Source organism: Pseudomonas sp. MDT1-85 (assembly GCF_054898065.1).
Genome location: NZ_CM142715.1, coordinates 6,144,949 through 6,160,849, shown reverse-complemented (window position 1 = coordinate 6,160,849; position 15,901 = coordinate 6,144,949). Strand labels below are relative to the sequence as shown.

The following is a 15,901-nucleotide window of genomic DNA, read 5'->3' as shown; positions in this document are numbered from 1 at the left end:
AAAGGATGGATACGTGAGCGAAACAGCCTTGCCTAAAGATGACGTCCGGCCCGTGCTTGATGCACCGGCTGATGCACCGGTTGAAACTGCGCCACCTGCAGTTGAGCAGCGCCGAGGCAATGGGTTGGCAATCGTCGCGCTGCTGTTGGGCGCTGCCGGTGTTGCCGTGGGCGGTTGGGGAGTCTGGCAGGTGCGTCATCTGCAAGCCAATAACCAGCAACAGTTGAGTCAGGTTCAGGCACTGAACGATCAGGCCCAGAGCCTGAAACTCAACGAGCAGCGCCTGACGGCTCGCCTCGAGCAAATGCCGGCCGCCGAGGAACTCGACGCGCGCAGTCGCTTGGTCACTCAACTTCAAGGCGATCAGCAACGCTTGAATCAACGCCTGGAAACCGTCCTCGGCGCGAGCCGCAAGGACTGGCGTCTGGCCGAAGCCGAGCACTTGCTGCGTCTGGCCAGCCTGCGTTTGTCGGCGTTGCAGGACATCAGTAGTGCCCAGGCCCTGGTGCAAGGCGCCGATGAAATTCTCCGTGAACAGAACGACCCCGGGGCTTTCGCCGCTCGCGAGCAAGTGGCCAGAACCCTGGTAGCCCTGCGCAGTACCGAACAGCCGGATCGCACCGGATTGTTCCTGCGACTGGGTGCCTTGCGCGATCAAGTGATCAACCTCACTGAGCTGGCACCGGAATACAAGGACCGTAGCGAATCCCTGCTGGGCCTGACAGCCGATGGCGACGGTGCCAGTCGCTGGGCACAATGGTGGGATCAGATATCGCGCTATATCCGCATCGATTTCAACGCCGACAAGAATGTTCGTCCATTGCTGGCAGGGCAGAGCCTGAGCCAGGTTCGTCTGGCCCTGAGCCTGACGCTGGAGCAGGCGCAGTGGGCCGCGCTCAATGGTCAGGCCGCGGTTTACACTCAGGCGCTGGCCGAGGCGCGGGACGTGCTCAAGGGCAACTTCAACCCGGACAACCCTCAAAGCAAAATCATGCTCGAGCAAGTGGCCGAGTTGAGCAAGCAGCCAGTCACGGTGGTCACGCCAGATTTGGCGGGCACGTTGAGTTCGGTTCAGGCCTATCTCGAGCGTCGTAACGTCAACGCCGAGGAGTCGGTGAAACCTCTGGCCAAGCCTGCCGCGAGCACGATGCAGGAGGCCACGCCATGAAGCGCCTTTATGTGATCGTGTTCGTGGTCATCGCCGCTGCCGCCGCGCTGGGGCTGGCGATTGCTGAGCATTCCGGCTACGTGCTGATCGCCTACAAAACTTTCCGTTACGAATCGAGCCTGTGGGCAACTCTGGCCCTGGTGGTCGTGTTGTGGTTGGTGTTCTGGGGCATCAAGGCGTTGGTCGAGCTGGTGACGACTTCCGGTGGAGTGGTCAATCCATGGTCGCGGCGCAATCGCAGTCGACGAGTGCAAGTGGCGATAGAGCACGGTCAGCTGGATTTGGCCGAGGGTCGCTGGGCCAGTGCGCAGCGTCATCTGTATCGCGCAGCGGAAGCCGAGCGCCAGCCGCTGCTCTACTACCTCGGTGCTGCCCGCGCCGCGAACGAACAAGGTCATTACGAGGAAAGCGACAACCTGCTGGAGCGCGCCCTTGAGCGACAACCCCAGGCCGAGCTGGCGATTGCCTTGAACCATGCCCAATTGCAGACCGACCGCGGCGACACTGAAGGCGCGCTGGTGACCCTGCAGGCCATGCACGAGCGTCATCCTCATAACGTCCAGACTCTGCGCCAGTTGCAGCGCCTGCATCAGCAGCGGGGCGACTGGTCGGCCGTGATTCGCTTGTTGCCGGAGTTACGCAAGGACAAGGTGCTGCCACCGGCCGAGCTGGCTGAACTGGAGCGTCGCGCTTGGGGTGAGAATCTTTCGTTGGCGGCGCACCAGGACGGAACAGTCGGTCTGCAATCGCTCAATCGCGCCTGGCAGCAACTCACCGCTGCTCAGCGCCAGGAACCGCAACTGGTGCTGGCCTATGCCGAGCAATTGCGCCAACTGGGCGCGCAGGTCGAGGCCGAAGAGGTCCTGCGTACAGCCCTCAAGCGCAAATACGACAGCCATCTGGCACGCCTGTACGGGCTGGTTCGCGGCAGTGATCCGGCCAGGCAACTGCACGCCGCCGAGGGTTGGCTCAAGGATCATCCCGCCGACCCGAGCCTGTTGCTGACGTTGGGCCGTTTGTGTCTGCAAAGCAGTCTGTGGGGCAAGGCTCGGGATTATCTGGAGAGCAGCCTGCGTGTGCAGCGCAACCCTGAAGCCTGCGCCGAACTGGCGCGGTTGCTGGCGCAACTGGGTGACACCGAACGCAGTAATCAGCTGTTCCAGGAGGGCTTGGGCCTATTGGATGAGCGCTTGCTGGCGGCACCGCTGCCCGTGCCGACTCACGCCTGATTCCTGCCCTTGTAATTGGATGGACTCGCCCTCGCTGTCGTTGGCTGTTTAGACTGCCACCGTGGCGCATTGACGCCTCGGCTTGGGCGAGTCCATCCAATTACGAGGGGCGGAAATCGCTTCGAATCCGCCACTGTTTCAGCGTTGTAATCCTTCATCGGCAAAGTCCTACAGAGGACTACATCAAATCCTCTCGACACTGTCGGGAATTCCCTACACTTCTGGTGAAGTGTCCGTGCCGGCCTGCCTTGAAAGGCTGCCGCGCTTTCCTCTACCGTAACCACCTGTCTCTACTGTTACGGAAAAGCCATGTCTTTGGCCTGCTCACGCTCCTTGTTTTTCATGGTTTTCATTGCAGGTGCCCTGGCCTTGGGCGTTTCCTATCACCTGGAATATGTGGTCGGCCTCAAGCCTTGCGGGTTGTGCCTGTTGCAGCGGGCTTGCCTGGCTCTGCTGACGGGTGTCTGCCTGGCGGCTTCGGTGCAGGGGCCTGGCCGCTTCGGATCGTTCCTGTATTGGTTGCTGGGTCTGCTTTGCAGTCTGGCGGGTACCGTCACGGCGTGGCGGCAAGTTCTGTTGCAGAGCGATCCGGTGCATCAGCTATCGGCATGCTCGCCCAATTTGGCCGATCTGTTCGCCAGTACGCCCTGGTTGTGTGTCGTGCAGCGAATGTTTAAAGGAACCGCCGATTGCGCGGAAATTTCCTGGACGCTGTTCGACCTGAGCATCCCGGAATGGAGTCTGCTGTTCTTCGTTGCGATGATGATTCTGGGCGGATATCAGTTGCTGCGCCTTGTCTGGATCACGTGTCAGCGACCGCTCAGCGGCGAGTCGTCGCACCGGGTACTGGCGGGCGATTAAACACTTGTATGAACTTTATCTCCTGCGTACCTTGAAGCCATAAGCGCGCGGGCATAATCTGGCCCGCACGTGTCATTGGATTTATGTTGCTCGAATGACGCTCTGCCTGGTCGATTCTTGATCTTCAAGTGTGCGACAGGTGTAGAGCAGCATGACCCACAAGGGAAGAGAGAATCACCATGCTCGAAAGTTGTCAGAATGCTCAGGAACGTTGGGGTGGAGTGCATCTGCTGATCGATCGCTGGTTGCAGGAGCGTCACGAACTGGTTCGGGCCTATGACGCTCTCGGCGCCAAACCCGAAGCTTTGGGCGAGAACCGAAAACCGTTGCAGGAATTCTGCGGTGTGCTGGTCGACTACGTGTCTGCCGGGCATTTCGAGATCTACGAACAGCTGACGGGCGAAGCCAAGGCGTTCGGTGATACTCGCGGTCTGGAGTTGGCCGAGACGATTTACCCGCGCATCGACGTCATCACTGAGAAGCTGCTGGCGTTCAACGACCTGTGTGATGCAGGCAAGTGTGTCGCGGAGAAATTCAAGGAGCTGGGTGGCCTCTTGCACGAACGCTTCGAACTGGAAGATTGCCTGATCGAAGTGTTGCATACCGCCCACAAGGAAGAGGATTCGGTTCAGGCCTGAACCTTATTCAGCAACACCCTCAAAACGGTGCGCAAATGCGCGCCGTTTTTCGTTTCCGGTTTTCAGCTTGTAGCACCGCGCAATTCCACCTCGAATACCAGCGGCGTGAACGGCGCGATCAAATCGCCGGCACCCTCGGCACCGTAGGCTTGGGCCGATGGAATCACCAGGCGCCATTTCGCGCCGACCGGCATGTTTTGCAACGCACTGCGCCATCCGCTGATTACGCTATCAAGACTGAACCACTGCGCCTCGCTATTCTGGTCGAACACTGAGCCGTCAGGCAGGCGTCCGATATACAGCACCTGGACCTTGCCATTCGGACCGGCCTTGGCACCGGTGCCCGGCACCAACTCTGTCAGCAATATTCCATCGGCCAGTTCAAGAACGCCGGGCTTGGCTTTTTCTTCCACGAGAAACCGTCGCTCGTTTTCCAAAGCCAATTCGCTTTGCGGCACAGGTGATTGCATGGAAACCCGGGCTTCATGCTCGGCCAGAATCTGTTCGATCCGCTCATCTTTCAGTGCCAGCGGCTTGCCTTGATAGGCTTGTTGCAAACCTTCGAGCAGGGCCGGAAGTTGCAGGTCCGGAACTTCCTGGCGCAAGCGTTCGCCAAGGCTTGCACCCAAGCTGTAAGCGAGATCGTGAGCGTCATTTGCGGCGTTTTTTTCGGCGGCTTGGGCCACGGAAAAAAACACGCACAGCGATAAAAAAAGGTAGCGCGACATGGGCACTCTCCGACCTGAGATGCGCAGGATTATGCCAGTGTGGATGCGCTCGAAGGTGAACTGGTTTTAGTTATGCGTAGAACATTTTTGCGATGTTGCAACGGAGTGCTTTCGATACTGTCAACATGCCCTAGCGGCGGTAGTAGCAGAGGTCTAGTATGAGCCGCATTCACGTCAGCCAGGAGGTAAACCATGTCGGCCACCAAGAAGCCTGTAAATACTCCGTTGCACTTACTCCAACAACTCTCGGGCAGCTTGCTCGAGCATTTGGAAAACGCTTGTTCCCAAGCTCTGGCTGATGCTGAAAAACTGCTCGCCAAGTTGGAAAAGCAACGCGGAAAAGCGCAGGAGAAACTGCACAAATCCCGGACCAAATTGCAGGACGCTGCGGCCGTCGGCAAAGCCAAGGCACAAGCCAAGGCCAAAGAGGCGGTGAAAGAACTCGAGAACTTGCTCGATGCCCTCAAGGATCGCCAGTCCGAAACGCGCAGCTACATCCTGCAACTCAAACGCGACGCTCAGGAAAGCCTGAAACTGGCCCAGGGTGTCGGTCGCGTCCAAGAGGCTGTCGGCAAAGCGTTGTCCCTGCGTTCGGCCAAGCCAGCTGCGGCCCCTGCGAAGAAAGCCGCTGCCAAACCAGCTGCTGCAAAAGCACCAGCCAAGCCTGCGGCCAAAGCTGCGGTGAAAGCCGCAACCAAGCCAGCCGCAAAACCGGCTGCGAAAAAACCAGTCGCTGCCAGCGCTTCGAAACCAGCGGCTAAAACGACGGCTGTCAAACCTGCCGCCAAGCCCGCTGCTGCCAAAACAGCTGCCGCTAAACCGGCTGCAAAAACCACGGCTGCCAAACCCGCCGCGGCAAGAACTGCAGCGGCAAAATCAGCGGCTAAACCTGCCGCCGCGAAACCGGCTGCCAAGCCAGCCGCCAAACCTGTTGCGGCTAAAACCGCTGCAGCCAAGCCCGCTGCAAAACCAGCTGCAAAACCAGCTGCAAAACCTGCTGTAAAAGCTGCGGCTAAACCCGCCGCTAAACCGGCTGCCAAAACTGCTGCTGCGAAACCTGTTGCCGCTGCCAAGCCAGCCACTGCAAAACCAGCCGCGAAGTCAGCAGCCAAACCTGCGGCCAAGCCAGCAGCAAAACCGGCCGTGAAAAAGCCAGTCGCCGCTGCCAAGCCGGCAACTGCGCCAGCGATCAAGCCAGCAACTTCAGCCCCGGCTTCCTCGGCTTCGCCAGCGCCTGCAGCAACCACCTCGACCACCCCGTCTGCGCCAACGCCAGCCACGTCGTCGAACACCGGCACCAGCCCAACCAGCGCTTCCTAAGTGCCGGTTACCGCGACGCGCAGCTGATGCAGCGCGTCGCGGTCCAGGTTGGCGGAGCCTGCCGCCATACCTTCCAACCAGGCCGAGAGATCGGTCGCCTCATCCTGCGGCCAGCTCTTTGCCGATCGCTCCAGTCGCAACAACAGCTGTCGCTCGGCTTGCAGCTCCAGGGTTTTGACTTGTTCGCGCAACGTATTCAGTTCGACGTCTATGGCCGCACCGGGCTTCCATTGCCTGCGCAACGCCCGTAGCGGTCGCACGACCTCCGCGTCCCAAGGCTCGGCCACACGGCGAAGCTGTTGCAATCGTTGTTCGTTGCAAGCGACTCCTCGCTGCCCCAGCCACAATCCACAGAGCAGCAGGCACACGTTCACCCCCGTCGACTGTAATTGCAGGCAAGCAGCTTCAACGCCGGGACGGGCGTAAGTGCCAAGGGAAAAGCTCCACAGGTCAGAGGACATAGTGCTACTCGCGCCAGTTGCGAGCGAAGCTGGTAGACTCCGCCGCCATTATGATTCGACTTCAGAACCTGACTTTACAGCGTGGCCCGCAACGTCTGCTAGAAGACGCCGAGCTGACCCTGCACGCCGGCCACAAAGCCGGCCTCATCGGTGCCAACGGCGCCGGCAAATCGAGCCTGTTCGCCTTGATTCGTGGCGAACTGCACCCGGACTCGGGTGACTGCTTCCTGCCGGCCGACTGGCGCATCGCCCACATGCGCCAGGAAATCGAGACGCTCGAACGCATCGCGGTCGACTACGTGCTCGATGGTGACCTGCGCCTGCGCGAGGTGCAACGCGACCTCGCCGCAGCCGAAGCGGCCCATGACGGTGCCGCTCAGGCCCGCCTGCACTCGGAACTCGACAGCGCCGACGGCTACACCGCCGACGCACGGGCTCGAAAGCTGCTGGCCGGCCTTGGGTTCACCAATGAGCAGATGGATCGGCAAGTAGGAGATTTCTCCGGTGGCTGGCGGATGCGTCTGAATTTGGCGCAGGCGTTGATGTGCCCTTCGGACCTGTTGCTGCTCGACGAGCCGACCAACCACTTGGACCTCGACGCCATCATCTGGCTCGAAGAGTGGCTTAAAAGCTACCCCGGCACCTTGATGCTGATTTCCCACGACCGGGACTTCCTCGATGCCGTGGTCGATCACGTAGCCCACGTCGATCAACGCAAGATCACTTTGTATCGCGGTGGTTATAGCGCCTTCGAACGCGCCCGTGCCGAACGTCTGGCCCAGCAACAGCAGGCCTACGAGAAGCAACAGGTGCAACGTGCGCACATGGAAAGCTACATCGCCCGCTTCAAGGCCCAGGCCACCAAGGCCCGTCAGGCCCAGAGTCGGATCAAGGCGCTGGAGCGGATGGAAGAGCTGTCCGCCGCCCACGTCGATTCGCCGTTCGACTTCGTCTTCCGCGAGTCGACGAAAATTTCCAGCCCGCTGATCGACCTGTCGGATGCTCGTCTGGGTTACGGCGACAAAACCGTGCTGGAGAAGGTCAAGCTGCAACTGACCCCCGGCGCGCGGATCGGCTTGCTCGGCCCTAACGGCGCGGGTAAATCGACCCTGATCAAAAACCTCGCCGGTGAGCTTGAGCCGTTGGCCGGTCGCCTGACGCGCGGTGAAAACACCGTCGTTGGCTACTTCGCCCAGCATCAGCTGGATTCCCTCGACTCCAAGGCCAGCCCGTTGCTGCACTTGCAGCGTTTGGCGCCTACCGAACGTGAGCAGACCCTGCGCGACTTCCTCGGTGGGTTCGACTTCCGTGGAGCGCGTATCGATGAGCCGGTACTGAATTTCTCCGGCGGAGAGAAGGCGCGTCTGGCCTTGGCATTGATCGCTTGGGATCGTCCGAACTTGCTGCTGCTCGACGAACCGACCAACCACCTGGACCTGGAAATGCGTCTGGCGCTGACCATGGCCCTGCAGGAATTCAGTGGTGCGGTACTGGTGGTCTCACACGATCGCCACCTGCTCAAAAGCACCACTGACAATTTCTATCTGGTGGCAGACGGCAAGGTCGAGGAGTTCGACGGCGACCTGGAAGACTACGCCCGTTGGCTGGTCGAATACCGTCAACGCAATGCCCCGGTCAGCAACACCCCGGTCAATCCGGACAAGACCGACAAGAAAGCCCAGCGCCAGGCCGCTGCTGCATTGCGTCAGCAGTTGGCACCGCACAAGCGTGAGGCCGACAAGCTTGAAGCCGAGCTGGGCAAGTTGCACGAGAAGCTGGCGAAGATCGATACCAGCCTTGGCGACAGCGACATTTACGAACCGATGCGCAAGAACGATTTGCGTGATCTGCTGGCTGAACAGGCCAAACTGAAGGTGCGGGAAGCCGAGCTGGAAGAAGCCTGGATGGAAGCGCTGGAACTGCTCGAAAGCATGCAGGCGGAGCTGGAGGCGCTGTCCTGATGGAAGCCTTCAAGCTGCCGTTGCCGGCGATGTGGGTCGAGCCGCTCTGGCTGGTCGTGCAAATCCTGCTGATCCTGTTGGCTGGATATATCGCCCAGCGTGTCGTCGCTAAATGCCTGACTCGATTGGGTGAGCGCTATTCCTTTCCGCCGCAGTTTTTCATGCCGCTGCGCGGCGGTTTGCGCTGGCTGATCATGGGCAGCGCGCTGATTTTTGTGCTGGAGCGCCTTGGCGTGTCGGCCACGGTGCTCTGGACGGCGTTGTCCGGCTTTGTCGCGGTAGCGGCGGTGGCGTTCTTCGCCATGTGGAGCGTGCTGTCCAACCTGTTGTGCGCGATTCTGATCTTCACCGTCGGCCCGTTCCGCATCGGCGATGTGGTCGAGTTGGTGGATACCACCGACAAGCCCGGTGTCAAAGGCCGGGTGGTGGCGATCAATCTGCTCTACACCACGCTGATCGAAGCCGAAGAACTCGGCACCGGCAACGCCATGGTGCAAGTGCCCAATAGCCTTTTCTTCCAGCGCTCGGTTCGACGCTGGCGTGGCACTGATGTGTTCCCTTCGAACGGGTTCGAGAAATAGATTTTGACCCCGAGTCTGGAGGTGGCCGATACACGGCTATCGCGAGCAGGCTCGCTCCCACACTCGGTCTTCAGTGAACCTGTTTTTTGTGAACAACCGGGATTCACTGTGGGAGCGAGCCTGCTCGCGAAGGGGCCTTACAGCCATAAACGCAGGTTGGCAGTCGCCATGTCCGACAAAAAATCGATAGTCATCGGCTCAAAGCCGCATTAGCTTAGACGTCTGTCAGGAGTCTGAGTCGAGGTGTGCAATGTTGCTTCAAACATGGCTGGCGTTTTTTGCCGCCTGCTGGGTGATCAGTCTTTCTCCCGGTGCCGGCGCCATTGCGTCAATGTCCAGCGGTTTGCGCTACGGTTTCTTGCGCGGTTACTGGAACGCCCTGGGCCTGCAACTGGGCCTGGCGTTGCAGATTGCGATTGTCGCTGCCGGTGTGGGGGCGATCCTCGCGGCCTCCGCCACAGCCTTTTACGCGATCAAATGGTTTGGCGTGGCGTATCTGGTCTACCTCGCGGTCAAGCAATGGCGCGCGCTACCCAATGACATGAGCGACGACGCGGCCATCCGGCAGATCGGCAAGCCTATGGCGTTGGTGTTCCGCGGTTTTCTGGTGAACGTCAGCAACCCCAAGGCCTTGGTGTTCATGCTCGCGGTGCTGCCGCAATTCATCGATCCCCACGCGCCGCTGGTGGCCCAGTACCTGATCCTCGGCGTGACCATGATCTGTGTGGACTTGATCGTCATGGCCGGCTACACCGGGCTGGCGGCCAAGGTGCTGCGTTTGCTGCGCACACCCAAGCAGCAAAAACGCATGAACCGCACCTTTGCCGGGCTGTTCATCGGCGCGGCGGCGTTCATGGCGACCCTGCGCAAAGCGGCGGTGTAAAACCTTCAGGCACAAAAAAGGCGACCCATCGAGGTCGCCTTTTCAGTTCCAGAGATCAGCGCAGAATGACTGGCGCCGTATCCCGCGGCAGGTTGTTATGCAGCGGGGCCTGCCCCGGCTGCTCGTAACCGCCACCACCGAGCTGTTGGCTCAGTTGCGCAGCCACATCCTCACCCAGCGCCTTGGACACATCGCGCACCACCCGTGGGCGGTTCAGCGAAATCTTGATATCCCGGCCATTCACCAGTTTGGTGTCCTGACCTTCGCCCATCGCCGTGAAGGCCGAGGTGATTTCAAAGGTCTTGGTGTTGATCAGGCTGAAGTCCGCCACCAGTGTCAGCCCCAACACCGCCGAATAGCTGTCGGTGTTGGTCAGTTCGTTCATGTCGCGGGTGAAGTCGATGTCTGACACGGTGCCGAACAGCACGTAGTCGGCACCCTTGAAGCTACCGGCCTTGATCCGCTTGATCACGTCATACACGTCACCTTTGGATGATGCTGTGTAAGGCGTGCCCTGCACGAGCTGAAACATACCAGTGCGCAGAATCTCGCCCTTGATGTCGCCGGTGAATTTACGCAGCTCGCCTTGTTCGATGTAGCTGCTGGTCGCTTCGATCTCGTTGTAACTCGAAGAGCCGCTGGCGCCGTAGTAACTCTGGCTGTGGTTGCTCTGTGCCGAAACGATGTGGATGTATTGCTCCACTCGTTCCTGGTACGCCAGATCCGTCACCGCGACTTTCGGGGCCGCTTGCACGCTGAACGCGCAAGCCAGGGCCATCATGCCAATCCATGTGCGCATCGATTAACGCTCCGTGGTTTTGCGAATCTCTTTTTCGTCCATCCATTCGGCCAGGCCGCTTTCAACGTCGATCAATTGCAGGCTGAATTTGTAGAAGACGTCCTTGTAATCGCTGCTGCGCTTGACGATCGAGCTGATCGAGCCTTCGATGCGATACTGGGCAGCGATCATGTTGCCAGTCTTGGCCACGGTGCTTTTCTTGTACAGGCCGCTCTGGTTTTGCAGCTTGAGCTGGTCAACCTGGCTTTGCATGGCAGTGTTGTCGCTGGCGAAGCGGGCGACGCCGGTCTTCATCAACTGGGTCTTGATGCTGGTGGTGATTTCGCGGGTGTCGATGTACTCGCTGGTCTTGTTCTTCACGTCGTAAACCTGAACCACCGGACGGCCTTGCAGGATGCCGGACTGGGCCAGGGAGCGGGTCATGGATTCGGCAATCATCTGCAGGTCGGTGGAGCCGAACTCGTTGGTCACGGTTTCCACGGCCTTGGTGTCGCCGTAGCTGATGTTTTTGCTGCCCAGGGTCGGCGAAGTGTTGGCGCAACCGCTGGCCAGAAGGGCGATGACGGCGATGAACGAAAAGCGTGCAAACATGGGAATGCTCTCTAGAACTGAACGAAAAGGGTGTCGTGCTTAAGGCGTTTTGATTTCGAGACGGAAATCCACGGCTTTGGCGGTCGGCGCAATGGCCTGAATGAAACTGGTCTGCTCGCCGTACATCAGCTGGCTTTTCCAGGTTTCTTCTTCGGCAACCGGGAAGCCTTCAGGGCCGAGCCAGGCAAAACGGTAGTAGAAGGTCTTGTTGTTGTAGCTGGTGTTGCTCAGCTGCGCATTGACCGTCATGAAGCCGTTTTCCCGAGCCACGCGCATGGCGCCGACGACGATGTTCTTGAGCTTGCCCATGGCCACGATCTTGCTGGCAGCGCTGCCGGGCTCCGGTGGTGGCGGGGTGGCGCAGCCGGCCAATAGTGCGAGGGCGACGACGGCGATGAATTTGAAACGCATGCAAAGACTCCGTTCTTAAGGTTGTTTGAGGCTGGCCACGGCGGTCGGGTTGGCACTCGGGACTACGTGCGCAGCCAGGCCGCTGGCGAATACTTGATTGCCCACGGCGCGCAGGGTGATGACCTGAAAGCGCTGATCGACGGTGACCTTCACCACCGAGCCACCCACGGCGCTCGGCAGCGTGACGCTGTGCTCGCCTTTCTTCAAGCGCAGACGCACCACCTGAGTGTTGTCCGGCAGGGTTCGCCACGTACGGGTATCGGCACCTTCGAGCACGGCTGAAGTGATGCCGACCGCAAGACCCGCCAGCGGGTTGGTTTCGTTGATCTGCTTCTGCGCCACGCCACGGGTGATCGCCCTCACGGTGGTGCGCAGGATGATGCCTGGCATGTCATCACGCAGTGCGCGGCGGGACATGGCAGTGGTGCTGTTGAGTTGGGTCAGGTCCAGCTGCTGACCGTCCACGCCGATCTGGGCGAAGGCGGCAGTGGAGGTATCCGGCTTGATGATCGGGAACGACAGCGGCGTGATCACCACGTTGTTGCTGATCGGCAACGGCAGCGGAATGCGGATCGAATCACGGGACGGCGCCAGACCGCTTTGCACAACGATCAGGATGTCGCTGTCATCGTTCTTGGCGGGTTTGTCGAGATTCACCAGCGCCTGTTCCAGCAGCGGCGTGTTCGGACGCAGTTCGGCGGCCTTGCGATAACCCGGCGCCGCCAGATCTTTCTCGCCCAGGGCTTCATAAACGAAGCCGGCCAGGTAATGGCTGAACGCACTCTGGTAGCTGTTTTTCAAGCCGACCACTTCCGGCGCGTCGAGGCTGGCCACCGGATAACCCTGAAGATCCTTGTAGTGGGTTTTGACGCCTTCTTTCTCAGCTTGCTCTTCGCTCTTGAGGTATTCCTTGTCACGCAGGTCGGCGATCACCGCTTCACGTTCGTGAGTCTTCTTGATCGCGGTGCGGGCGCCGTCGAAATCGTTTACCGCCAGCAGGTTGAGGGCCATCTGCGTGGTCAGCATGACTTTTTCGTAGTCGTAGCCTTCGTAGCGACGAACCTTGTCGTTGACCAGGAAGCTACCGAACTGGGCCAGGTATTTGTCGGTGTCGAGCTTGACCGAGTCCTCCCACTTGCCTACCACCTGATCGGCGCTGGTCCAGGCGTTCTGGCTGCCGGACAAGTCGCCCTTGGCGCGCAACAGTTCGCCCTTCTCAAAGTAATAGAGCAGGTCCTTGTCTTTGCTGGTGTTGTTCTTTTCCAGCAGGGTCAAGGCGGCGTCGACGTTGCCGGAAGCCAGTTGCTGGTTGGTTTGTGCAAGTTCCGAATCGTAGTTACGAAAGGCCGAGCAGCCGGAAAGCAATGTGACAGCGCTGAGCGCGATCAAGGTGGGGGCACGGAATGCCATAAGGGGTACGTCTTCCCTGAATATAAGCAGCCGCGTGCTGGTCGGGCTGTTGGGACCCATCGACAGGGCTGTTGGCCTCCTGCCAATTCCTCATAAAAAGAGGAGCTTAAATGCCGTATCGCAATAACGACGGCCCGGCATTATAGACAGGGGTGCTGGCTATGTAATGGCTTTTTAATTTCATGTTTTCAGGGTTGTGCCATTACTTATTGCAAGCCTGAAGCAACCGATCTGTGGGTCGCACCGCAAAAACCAAACATAACAAAGCTTGAGCGAAACTCATTGGAAGTGAACAATGTGTTACTTCGTATTTCCATTTGAGATTTGTTCATGACTGCCTCCTCTCGTTTTCTGGCGTGGCTCGTGCTGCCGATGATCGCGTTCTGCAGCTTCAATGCGCTGGCCGAAACCGCAGAAGGTGCGCCCAAGGCCCTGCATTTGCTCGATTACATCGGCGCCGATTACCCGGCGACGGTCGAGGCGGGCAAGGTCATCGATGAGTCCGAGTACCGCGAACAGCAGGAATTCCTCAAGGTGCTACAAGGTTTGATCGCCGATTTGCCGGCCAAACCTGAACGCGCAGAGTTGGAGCAAGGCGTCGGCAGCCTTGGCGCTGCGATTGCCGCTCGCAAGGACGGCGCGGATGTTGCCCGTCAGGCGCGACAGTTGGGGGCAAAACTGGCGGTGACCTATGAGGTCAGTCAGGCTCCGGTCATTACCCCGGACCCGACTCGCGGCGCGCCGCTGTATGCCCAGCAATGCTCGGTGTGCCATGGCGATGCGGGCGCTGGTGATGGCCCGGCAGGTGTCGGCATGACGCCACCGCCGGCCAACCTGCGCGATGCCGGGCGACTGGACCGCTTGAGCCTCTATGCGATCTACAACACCCTGGGCATGGGCGTCGAAGGCACCGACATGCCGGCCTTCGCCGATCAGCTGGATGATCGCCAGCGTTGGGACCTGGCGACCTACATCGCCAGCTTCAGCGCCGATCCGGCTGCGGCAAAATCCGGGAAAATCTACGACATCGCCGACCTGGCACGTCAGACGCCAGCCGAAGTGCAGGCCGCCGAAGGTCCGCAAGCGGCCGCGACCTTCCGCGCGCAACGGGCGCAACCGCCACAGGTCAAGCGTGGCCCGGGGCAGTTGCTGGATTACACGGCCGCCACGTTGGACAAAAGCATCGCGGCCTACCGCGCCGGCGATCACGATCAGGCCTACGACCTGTCGGTGGCGGCGTACCTGGAAGGCTTCGAGCTGGTTGAAAGCTCTCTGGACAACGTCGACGCCAACGTGCGCAAAGACACCGAGAAGTCCCTGATGGCTTACCGTCAGTCATTGCAGGACGGCTTGCCGGTAGCCCAGGCTGAGCAGCGTCTGGAGGCGGCCAAGGCCAAATTGAAAGAGTCCGCTGGCCTGCTGGGCAGTGATGGCTTGAGTTGGTCGCTGAGCTACATTTCCGGTCTGTTGATTCTGTTGCGAGAAGGTCTGGAAGCGATTTTGGTGCTCGCGGCGATCCTCGCGTTCCTGCGCAATACCGGCCAGCAATCGGCGGTGCGCAGCGTCAATATCGGATGGGGCCTGGCGCTGCTGGCCGGGCTGGCGACCTGGGCGGTGGCGGCGTATGTGATCGACGTCAGCGGTGCCCAGCGTGAATTGCTGGAAGGTGCGACGGCGTTGTTTGCCAGTGTCATGGTGCTCTGGCTCGGGGTGTGGATGCACGACCGTCGCCACGCAGCGGCCTGGCAGGATTACATCAAGAGCAGCCTGGTGAGCGGCGGCGGGCGTTTCGGCTTTGCGATCCTGGCGTTCTTCTCGGTGTATCGCGAGCTGTTCGAAGTGATCCTGTTTTACGAAACCCTGTGGTTGCAGGCCGGTCCGGCAGGGCACAACGCCGTAATGGCGGGTGGGGCGACGGCGCTGGTATTGCTGATTGGTCTGGCCTGGGTAATTTTGCGCGGCTCGGCAAAACTGCCGCTGGCGTTGTTCTTCGGCATCAACGCCGGGCTGTTGTGTGCGTTGTCGGTGGTGTTTGCCGGCCATGGCGTGAAGGCGTTGCAGGAAGCCGGGATCTTCGGCACGCGGCCGGTACCGTTCTTTGACTTCGACTGGCTGGGGATTCACGCTGATGCCTATTCGCTGAGTGCTCAGGCCGTGGCGATCATTGCGATCATCGTGCTGTACAGCCGTAGCCGGATGACCGAGAAGCGGCGGGTGTCTGTTCCTTAAAAGCATTCGCTGCGCTCACAATCGCGAGCAGGCTCGCTCCCACAGGATTGCGTATAACCTGTGGGAGCGAGCCGGCTCCGGGCGGCGATCCGACGATTTTTTTGGAAGAGGTAAAAAATGCGCGTGTGGATCGATGCCGACGCTTGCCCGAGGGCAGCCAAGGATCTGGTGGTGAAATTCGCCCTCAAGCGCCAATTCGAAGTGGTGCTGGTGGCCGGTCAGCCGCAGATCAAACCGGGACTCGCCCTGGTGAAGCTGATCGTGGTGCCCAGCGGCCCGGATGCCGCCGACGATTACCTGGTGGAACACGCGGTGCCAGGTGAACTGGTGATTTGCAGCGATGTGCCGCTGGCAGATCGTCTGGTGAAGAAGGGCGTTGCGGCGTTGGACCCACGGGGCAAGGAGTTCGATGCGCAGAACATGGGCGATCGGCTGGCGGTGCGTAACCTGTTCACCGATCTGCGCGAGCAGGGTCAGATGAGCGGCGGACCGGCGCCGTTCGGCGATCGCGAGAAACAGGCGTTCGCCAATGCGCTGGACCGGATACTTACGCGGTTGTCGCGCAAGTCTTAAGCAGGACGGTGGTCCCTGTGGGAGCGAGCCTGCTCGCGATGGGGTCGGCACGCTCAAC

16 protein-coding genes are annotated in these 15,901 nt (G+C 60.1%); 10 read left to right on the top strand and 6 right to left on the bottom strand.

The window, feature by feature from the left end:
- Window positions 1–13 precede the first annotated feature (13 nt).
- From ACYZT2_RS27805 to ACYZT2_RS27790, 4 genes are all read left to right on the top strand, one after another.
- A complete protein-coding gene (locus ACYZT2_RS27805) occupies window positions 14–1,168 on the top strand; it encodes a uroporphyrinogen-III C-methyltransferase (RefSeq protein ID WP_461969051.1) in 1,155 nt (384 codons plus the stop codon).
- On the top strand, window positions 1,165–2,397 hold the full coding sequence (locus ACYZT2_RS27800; protein ID WP_461969049.1) for a heme biosynthesis HemY N-terminal domain-containing protein: 1,233 nt from the start codon (window positions 1,165–1,167) through the stop codon (window positions 2,395–2,397). The genes ACYZT2_RS27805 and ACYZT2_RS27800 overlap by 4 nt, the downstream gene beginning before the upstream one ends.
- 309 nt (window positions 2,398–2,706) lie before the next feature.
- Window positions 2,707–3,258: a disulfide bond formation protein B gene (locus ACYZT2_RS27795; protein WP_461969047.1), complete on the top strand. Its 552-nt coding sequence runs from the start codon at window positions 2,707–2,709 to the stop codon at window positions 3,256–3,258.
- A gap of 179 nt (window positions 3,259–3,437) precedes the next feature.
- A complete protein-coding gene (locus ACYZT2_RS27790; protein WP_007899333.1) occupies window positions 3,438–3,896 on the top strand; it encodes an Rsd/AlgQ family anti-sigma factor in 459 nt (152 codons plus the stop codon).
- A 62-nt stretch (window positions 3,897–3,958) separates the two neighbouring features.
- On the opposite strand, the gene ACYZT2_RS27785 is transcribed toward ACYZT2_RS27790, so the two are convergent.
- A complete protein-coding gene (locus ACYZT2_RS27785; protein WP_461969045.1) occupies window positions 3,959–4,624 on the bottom strand; it encodes an FKBP-type peptidyl-prolyl cis-trans isomerase in 666 nt (221 codons plus the stop codon).
- 192 nt (window positions 4,625–4,816) lie between these two features.
- On the opposite strand from ACYZT2_RS27785, the gene ACYZT2_RS27780 reads away from it, so the two are divergent.
- The gene (locus ACYZT2_RS27780; protein WP_461969043.1) at window positions 4,817–5,944 is read left to right on the top strand and encodes an AlgP family protein; all 1,128 of its coding nucleotides are present in this window, start codon (window positions 4,817–4,819) and stop codon (window positions 5,942–5,944) included.
- On the opposite strand, the gene ACYZT2_RS27775 is transcribed toward ACYZT2_RS27780, so the two are convergent.
- Window positions 5,941–6,405, bottom strand: a complete 465-nt coding sequence (locus tag ACYZT2_RS27775) for a TIGR02444 family protein (protein WP_461969041.1) — start codon at window positions 6,403–6,405, stop codon at window positions 5,941–5,943. The genes ACYZT2_RS27780 and ACYZT2_RS27775 overlap by 4 nt on opposite strands.
- A 50-nt stretch (window positions 6,406–6,455) precedes the next feature.
- Here ACYZT2_RS27775 and ACYZT2_RS27770 point away from each other — a divergent pair, with 50 nt between their 5' ends.
- From ACYZT2_RS27770 to ACYZT2_RS27760, 3 genes are all read left to right on the top strand, one after another.
- Window positions 6,456–8,366, top strand: coding sequence for an ATP-binding cassette domain-containing protein (locus tag ACYZT2_RS27770; protein ID WP_461969039.1), 1,911 nt, complete (start codon window positions 6,456–6,458; stop codon window positions 8,364–8,366).
- Window positions 8,366–8,947 (top strand): mechanosensitive ion channel domain-containing protein, encoded by a 582-nt coding sequence (locus tag ACYZT2_RS27765; protein ID WP_461969037.1) that lies wholly within the window; start codon window positions 8,366–8,368, stop codon window positions 8,945–8,947. The genes ACYZT2_RS27770 and ACYZT2_RS27765 overlap by 1 nt, the downstream gene beginning before the upstream one ends.
- A 250-nt stretch (window positions 8,948–9,197) precedes the next feature.
- Window positions 9,198–9,830 (top strand): LysE family transporter, encoded by a 633-nt coding sequence (locus tag ACYZT2_RS27760; protein ID WP_461969035.1) that lies wholly within the window; start codon window positions 9,198–9,200, stop codon window positions 9,828–9,830.
- Between the two features lie 55 nt (window positions 9,831–9,885).
- On the opposite strand, the gene ACYZT2_RS27755 is transcribed toward ACYZT2_RS27760, so the two are convergent.
- From ACYZT2_RS27755 to ACYZT2_RS27740, 4 genes are read right to left on the bottom strand one after another with little or no spacing between them, the layout of a single operon-like run.
- Window positions 9,886–10,629, bottom strand: coding sequence for a penicillin-binding protein activator LpoB (locus ACYZT2_RS27755; RefSeq protein ID WP_461969033.1), 744 nt, complete (start codon window positions 10,627–10,629; stop codon window positions 9,886–9,888).
- A gap of 3 nt (window positions 10,630–10,632) precedes the next feature.
- The gene (gene lpoB, locus ACYZT2_RS27750; protein ID WP_007899345.1) at window positions 10,633–11,220 is read right to left on the bottom strand and encodes a penicillin-binding protein activator LpoB; all 588 of its coding nucleotides are present in this window, start codon (window positions 11,218–11,220) and stop codon (window positions 10,633–10,635) included.
- A gap of 39 nt (window positions 11,221–11,259) precedes the next feature.
- A complete protein-coding gene (locus ACYZT2_RS27745) occupies window positions 11,260–11,631 on the bottom strand; it encodes a YcfL family protein (protein WP_461969031.1) in 372 nt (123 codons plus the stop codon).
- Window positions 11,632–11,646: 15 nt separating this feature from the next.
- Complete coding sequence (locus tag ACYZT2_RS27740; protein ID WP_461969029.1) at window positions 11,647–13,041, bottom strand: COG3014 family protein; 1,395 nt, start codon at window positions 13,039–13,041, stop codon at window positions 11,647–11,649.
- 330 nt (window positions 13,042–13,371) lie between these two features.
- Here ACYZT2_RS27740 and ACYZT2_RS27735 point away from each other — a divergent pair, with 330 nt between their 5' ends.
- Window positions 13,372–15,270 carry an FTR1 family protein gene (locus ACYZT2_RS27735; protein ID WP_461969027.1) on the top strand — a complete coding sequence of 633 codons (1,899 nt, stop codon included), beginning with the start codon at window positions 13,372–13,374 and terminating at the stop codon, window positions 15,268–15,270.
- Window positions 15,271–15,387: 117 nt separating this feature from the next.
- Complete coding sequence (locus ACYZT2_RS27730) at window positions 15,388–15,843, top strand: YaiI/YqxD family protein (RefSeq protein WP_008012502.1); 456 nt, start codon at window positions 15,388–15,390, stop codon at window positions 15,841–15,843.
- Window positions 15,844–15,901: the final 58 nt, after the last annotated feature.

Excerpts from the sequence above, each read along its gene's own strand:
- ACYZT2_RS27800 (WP_461969049.1), top strand. The coding sequence starts at position 1,165 with ATGAAGCGCCTTTATGTGATCGTGTTCGTGGTCATCGCCGCTGCCGCC.
- ACYZT2_RS27795 (WP_461969047.1), top strand. The coding sequence starts at position 2,707 with ATGTCTTTGGCCTGCTCACGCTCCTTGTTTTTCATGGTTTTCATTGCA.
- ACYZT2_RS27790 (WP_007899333.1), top strand. The coding sequence starts at position 3,438 with ATGCTCGAAAGTTGTCAGAATGCTCAGGAACGTTGGGGTGGAGTGCAT.
- ACYZT2_RS27785 (WP_461969045.1), bottom strand. The coding sequence starts at position 4,624 with ATGTCGCGCTACCTTTTTTTATCGCTGTGCGTGTTTTTTTCCGTGGCC.
- ACYZT2_RS27780 (WP_461969043.1), top strand. The coding sequence starts at position 4,817 with ATGTCGGCCACCAAGAAGCCTGTAAATACTCCGTTGCACTTACTCCAA.
- ACYZT2_RS27775 (WP_461969041.1), bottom strand. The coding sequence starts at position 6,405 with ATGTCCTCTGACCTGTGGAGCTTTTCCCTTGGCACTTACGCCCGTCCC.
- ACYZT2_RS27770 (WP_461969039.1), top strand. The coding sequence starts at position 6,456 with ATGATTCGACTTCAGAACCTGACTTTACAGCGTGGCCCGCAACGTCTG.
- ACYZT2_RS27765 (WP_461969037.1), top strand. The coding sequence starts at position 8,366 with ATGGAAGCCTTCAAGCTGCCGTTGCCGGCGATGTGGGTCGAGCCGCTC.
- ACYZT2_RS27760 (WP_461969035.1), top strand. The coding sequence starts at position 9,198 with ATGTTGCTTCAAACATGGCTGGCGTTTTTTGCCGCCTGCTGGGTGATC.
- ACYZT2_RS27755 (WP_461969033.1), bottom strand. The coding sequence starts at position 10,629 with ATGCGCACATGGATTGGCATGATGGCCCTGGCTTGCGCGTTCAGCGTG.
- lpoB (WP_007899345.1), bottom strand. The coding sequence starts at position 11,220 with ATGTTTGCACGCTTTTCGTTCATCGCCGTCATCGCCCTTCTGGCCAGC.
- ACYZT2_RS27745 (WP_461969031.1), bottom strand. The coding sequence starts at position 11,631 with ATGCGTTTCAAATTCATCGCCGTCGTCGCCCTCGCACTATTGGCCGGC.
- ACYZT2_RS27740 (WP_461969029.1), bottom strand. The coding sequence starts at position 13,041 with ATGGCATTCCGTGCCCCCACCTTGATCGCGCTCAGCGCTGTCACATTG.
- ACYZT2_RS27735 (WP_461969027.1), top strand. The coding sequence starts at position 13,372 with ATGACTGCCTCCTCTCGTTTTCTGGCGTGGCTCGTGCTGCCGATGATC.
- ACYZT2_RS27730 (WP_008012502.1), top strand. The coding sequence starts at position 15,388 with ATGCGCGTGTGGATCGATGCCGACGCTTGCCCGAGGGCAGCCAAGGAT.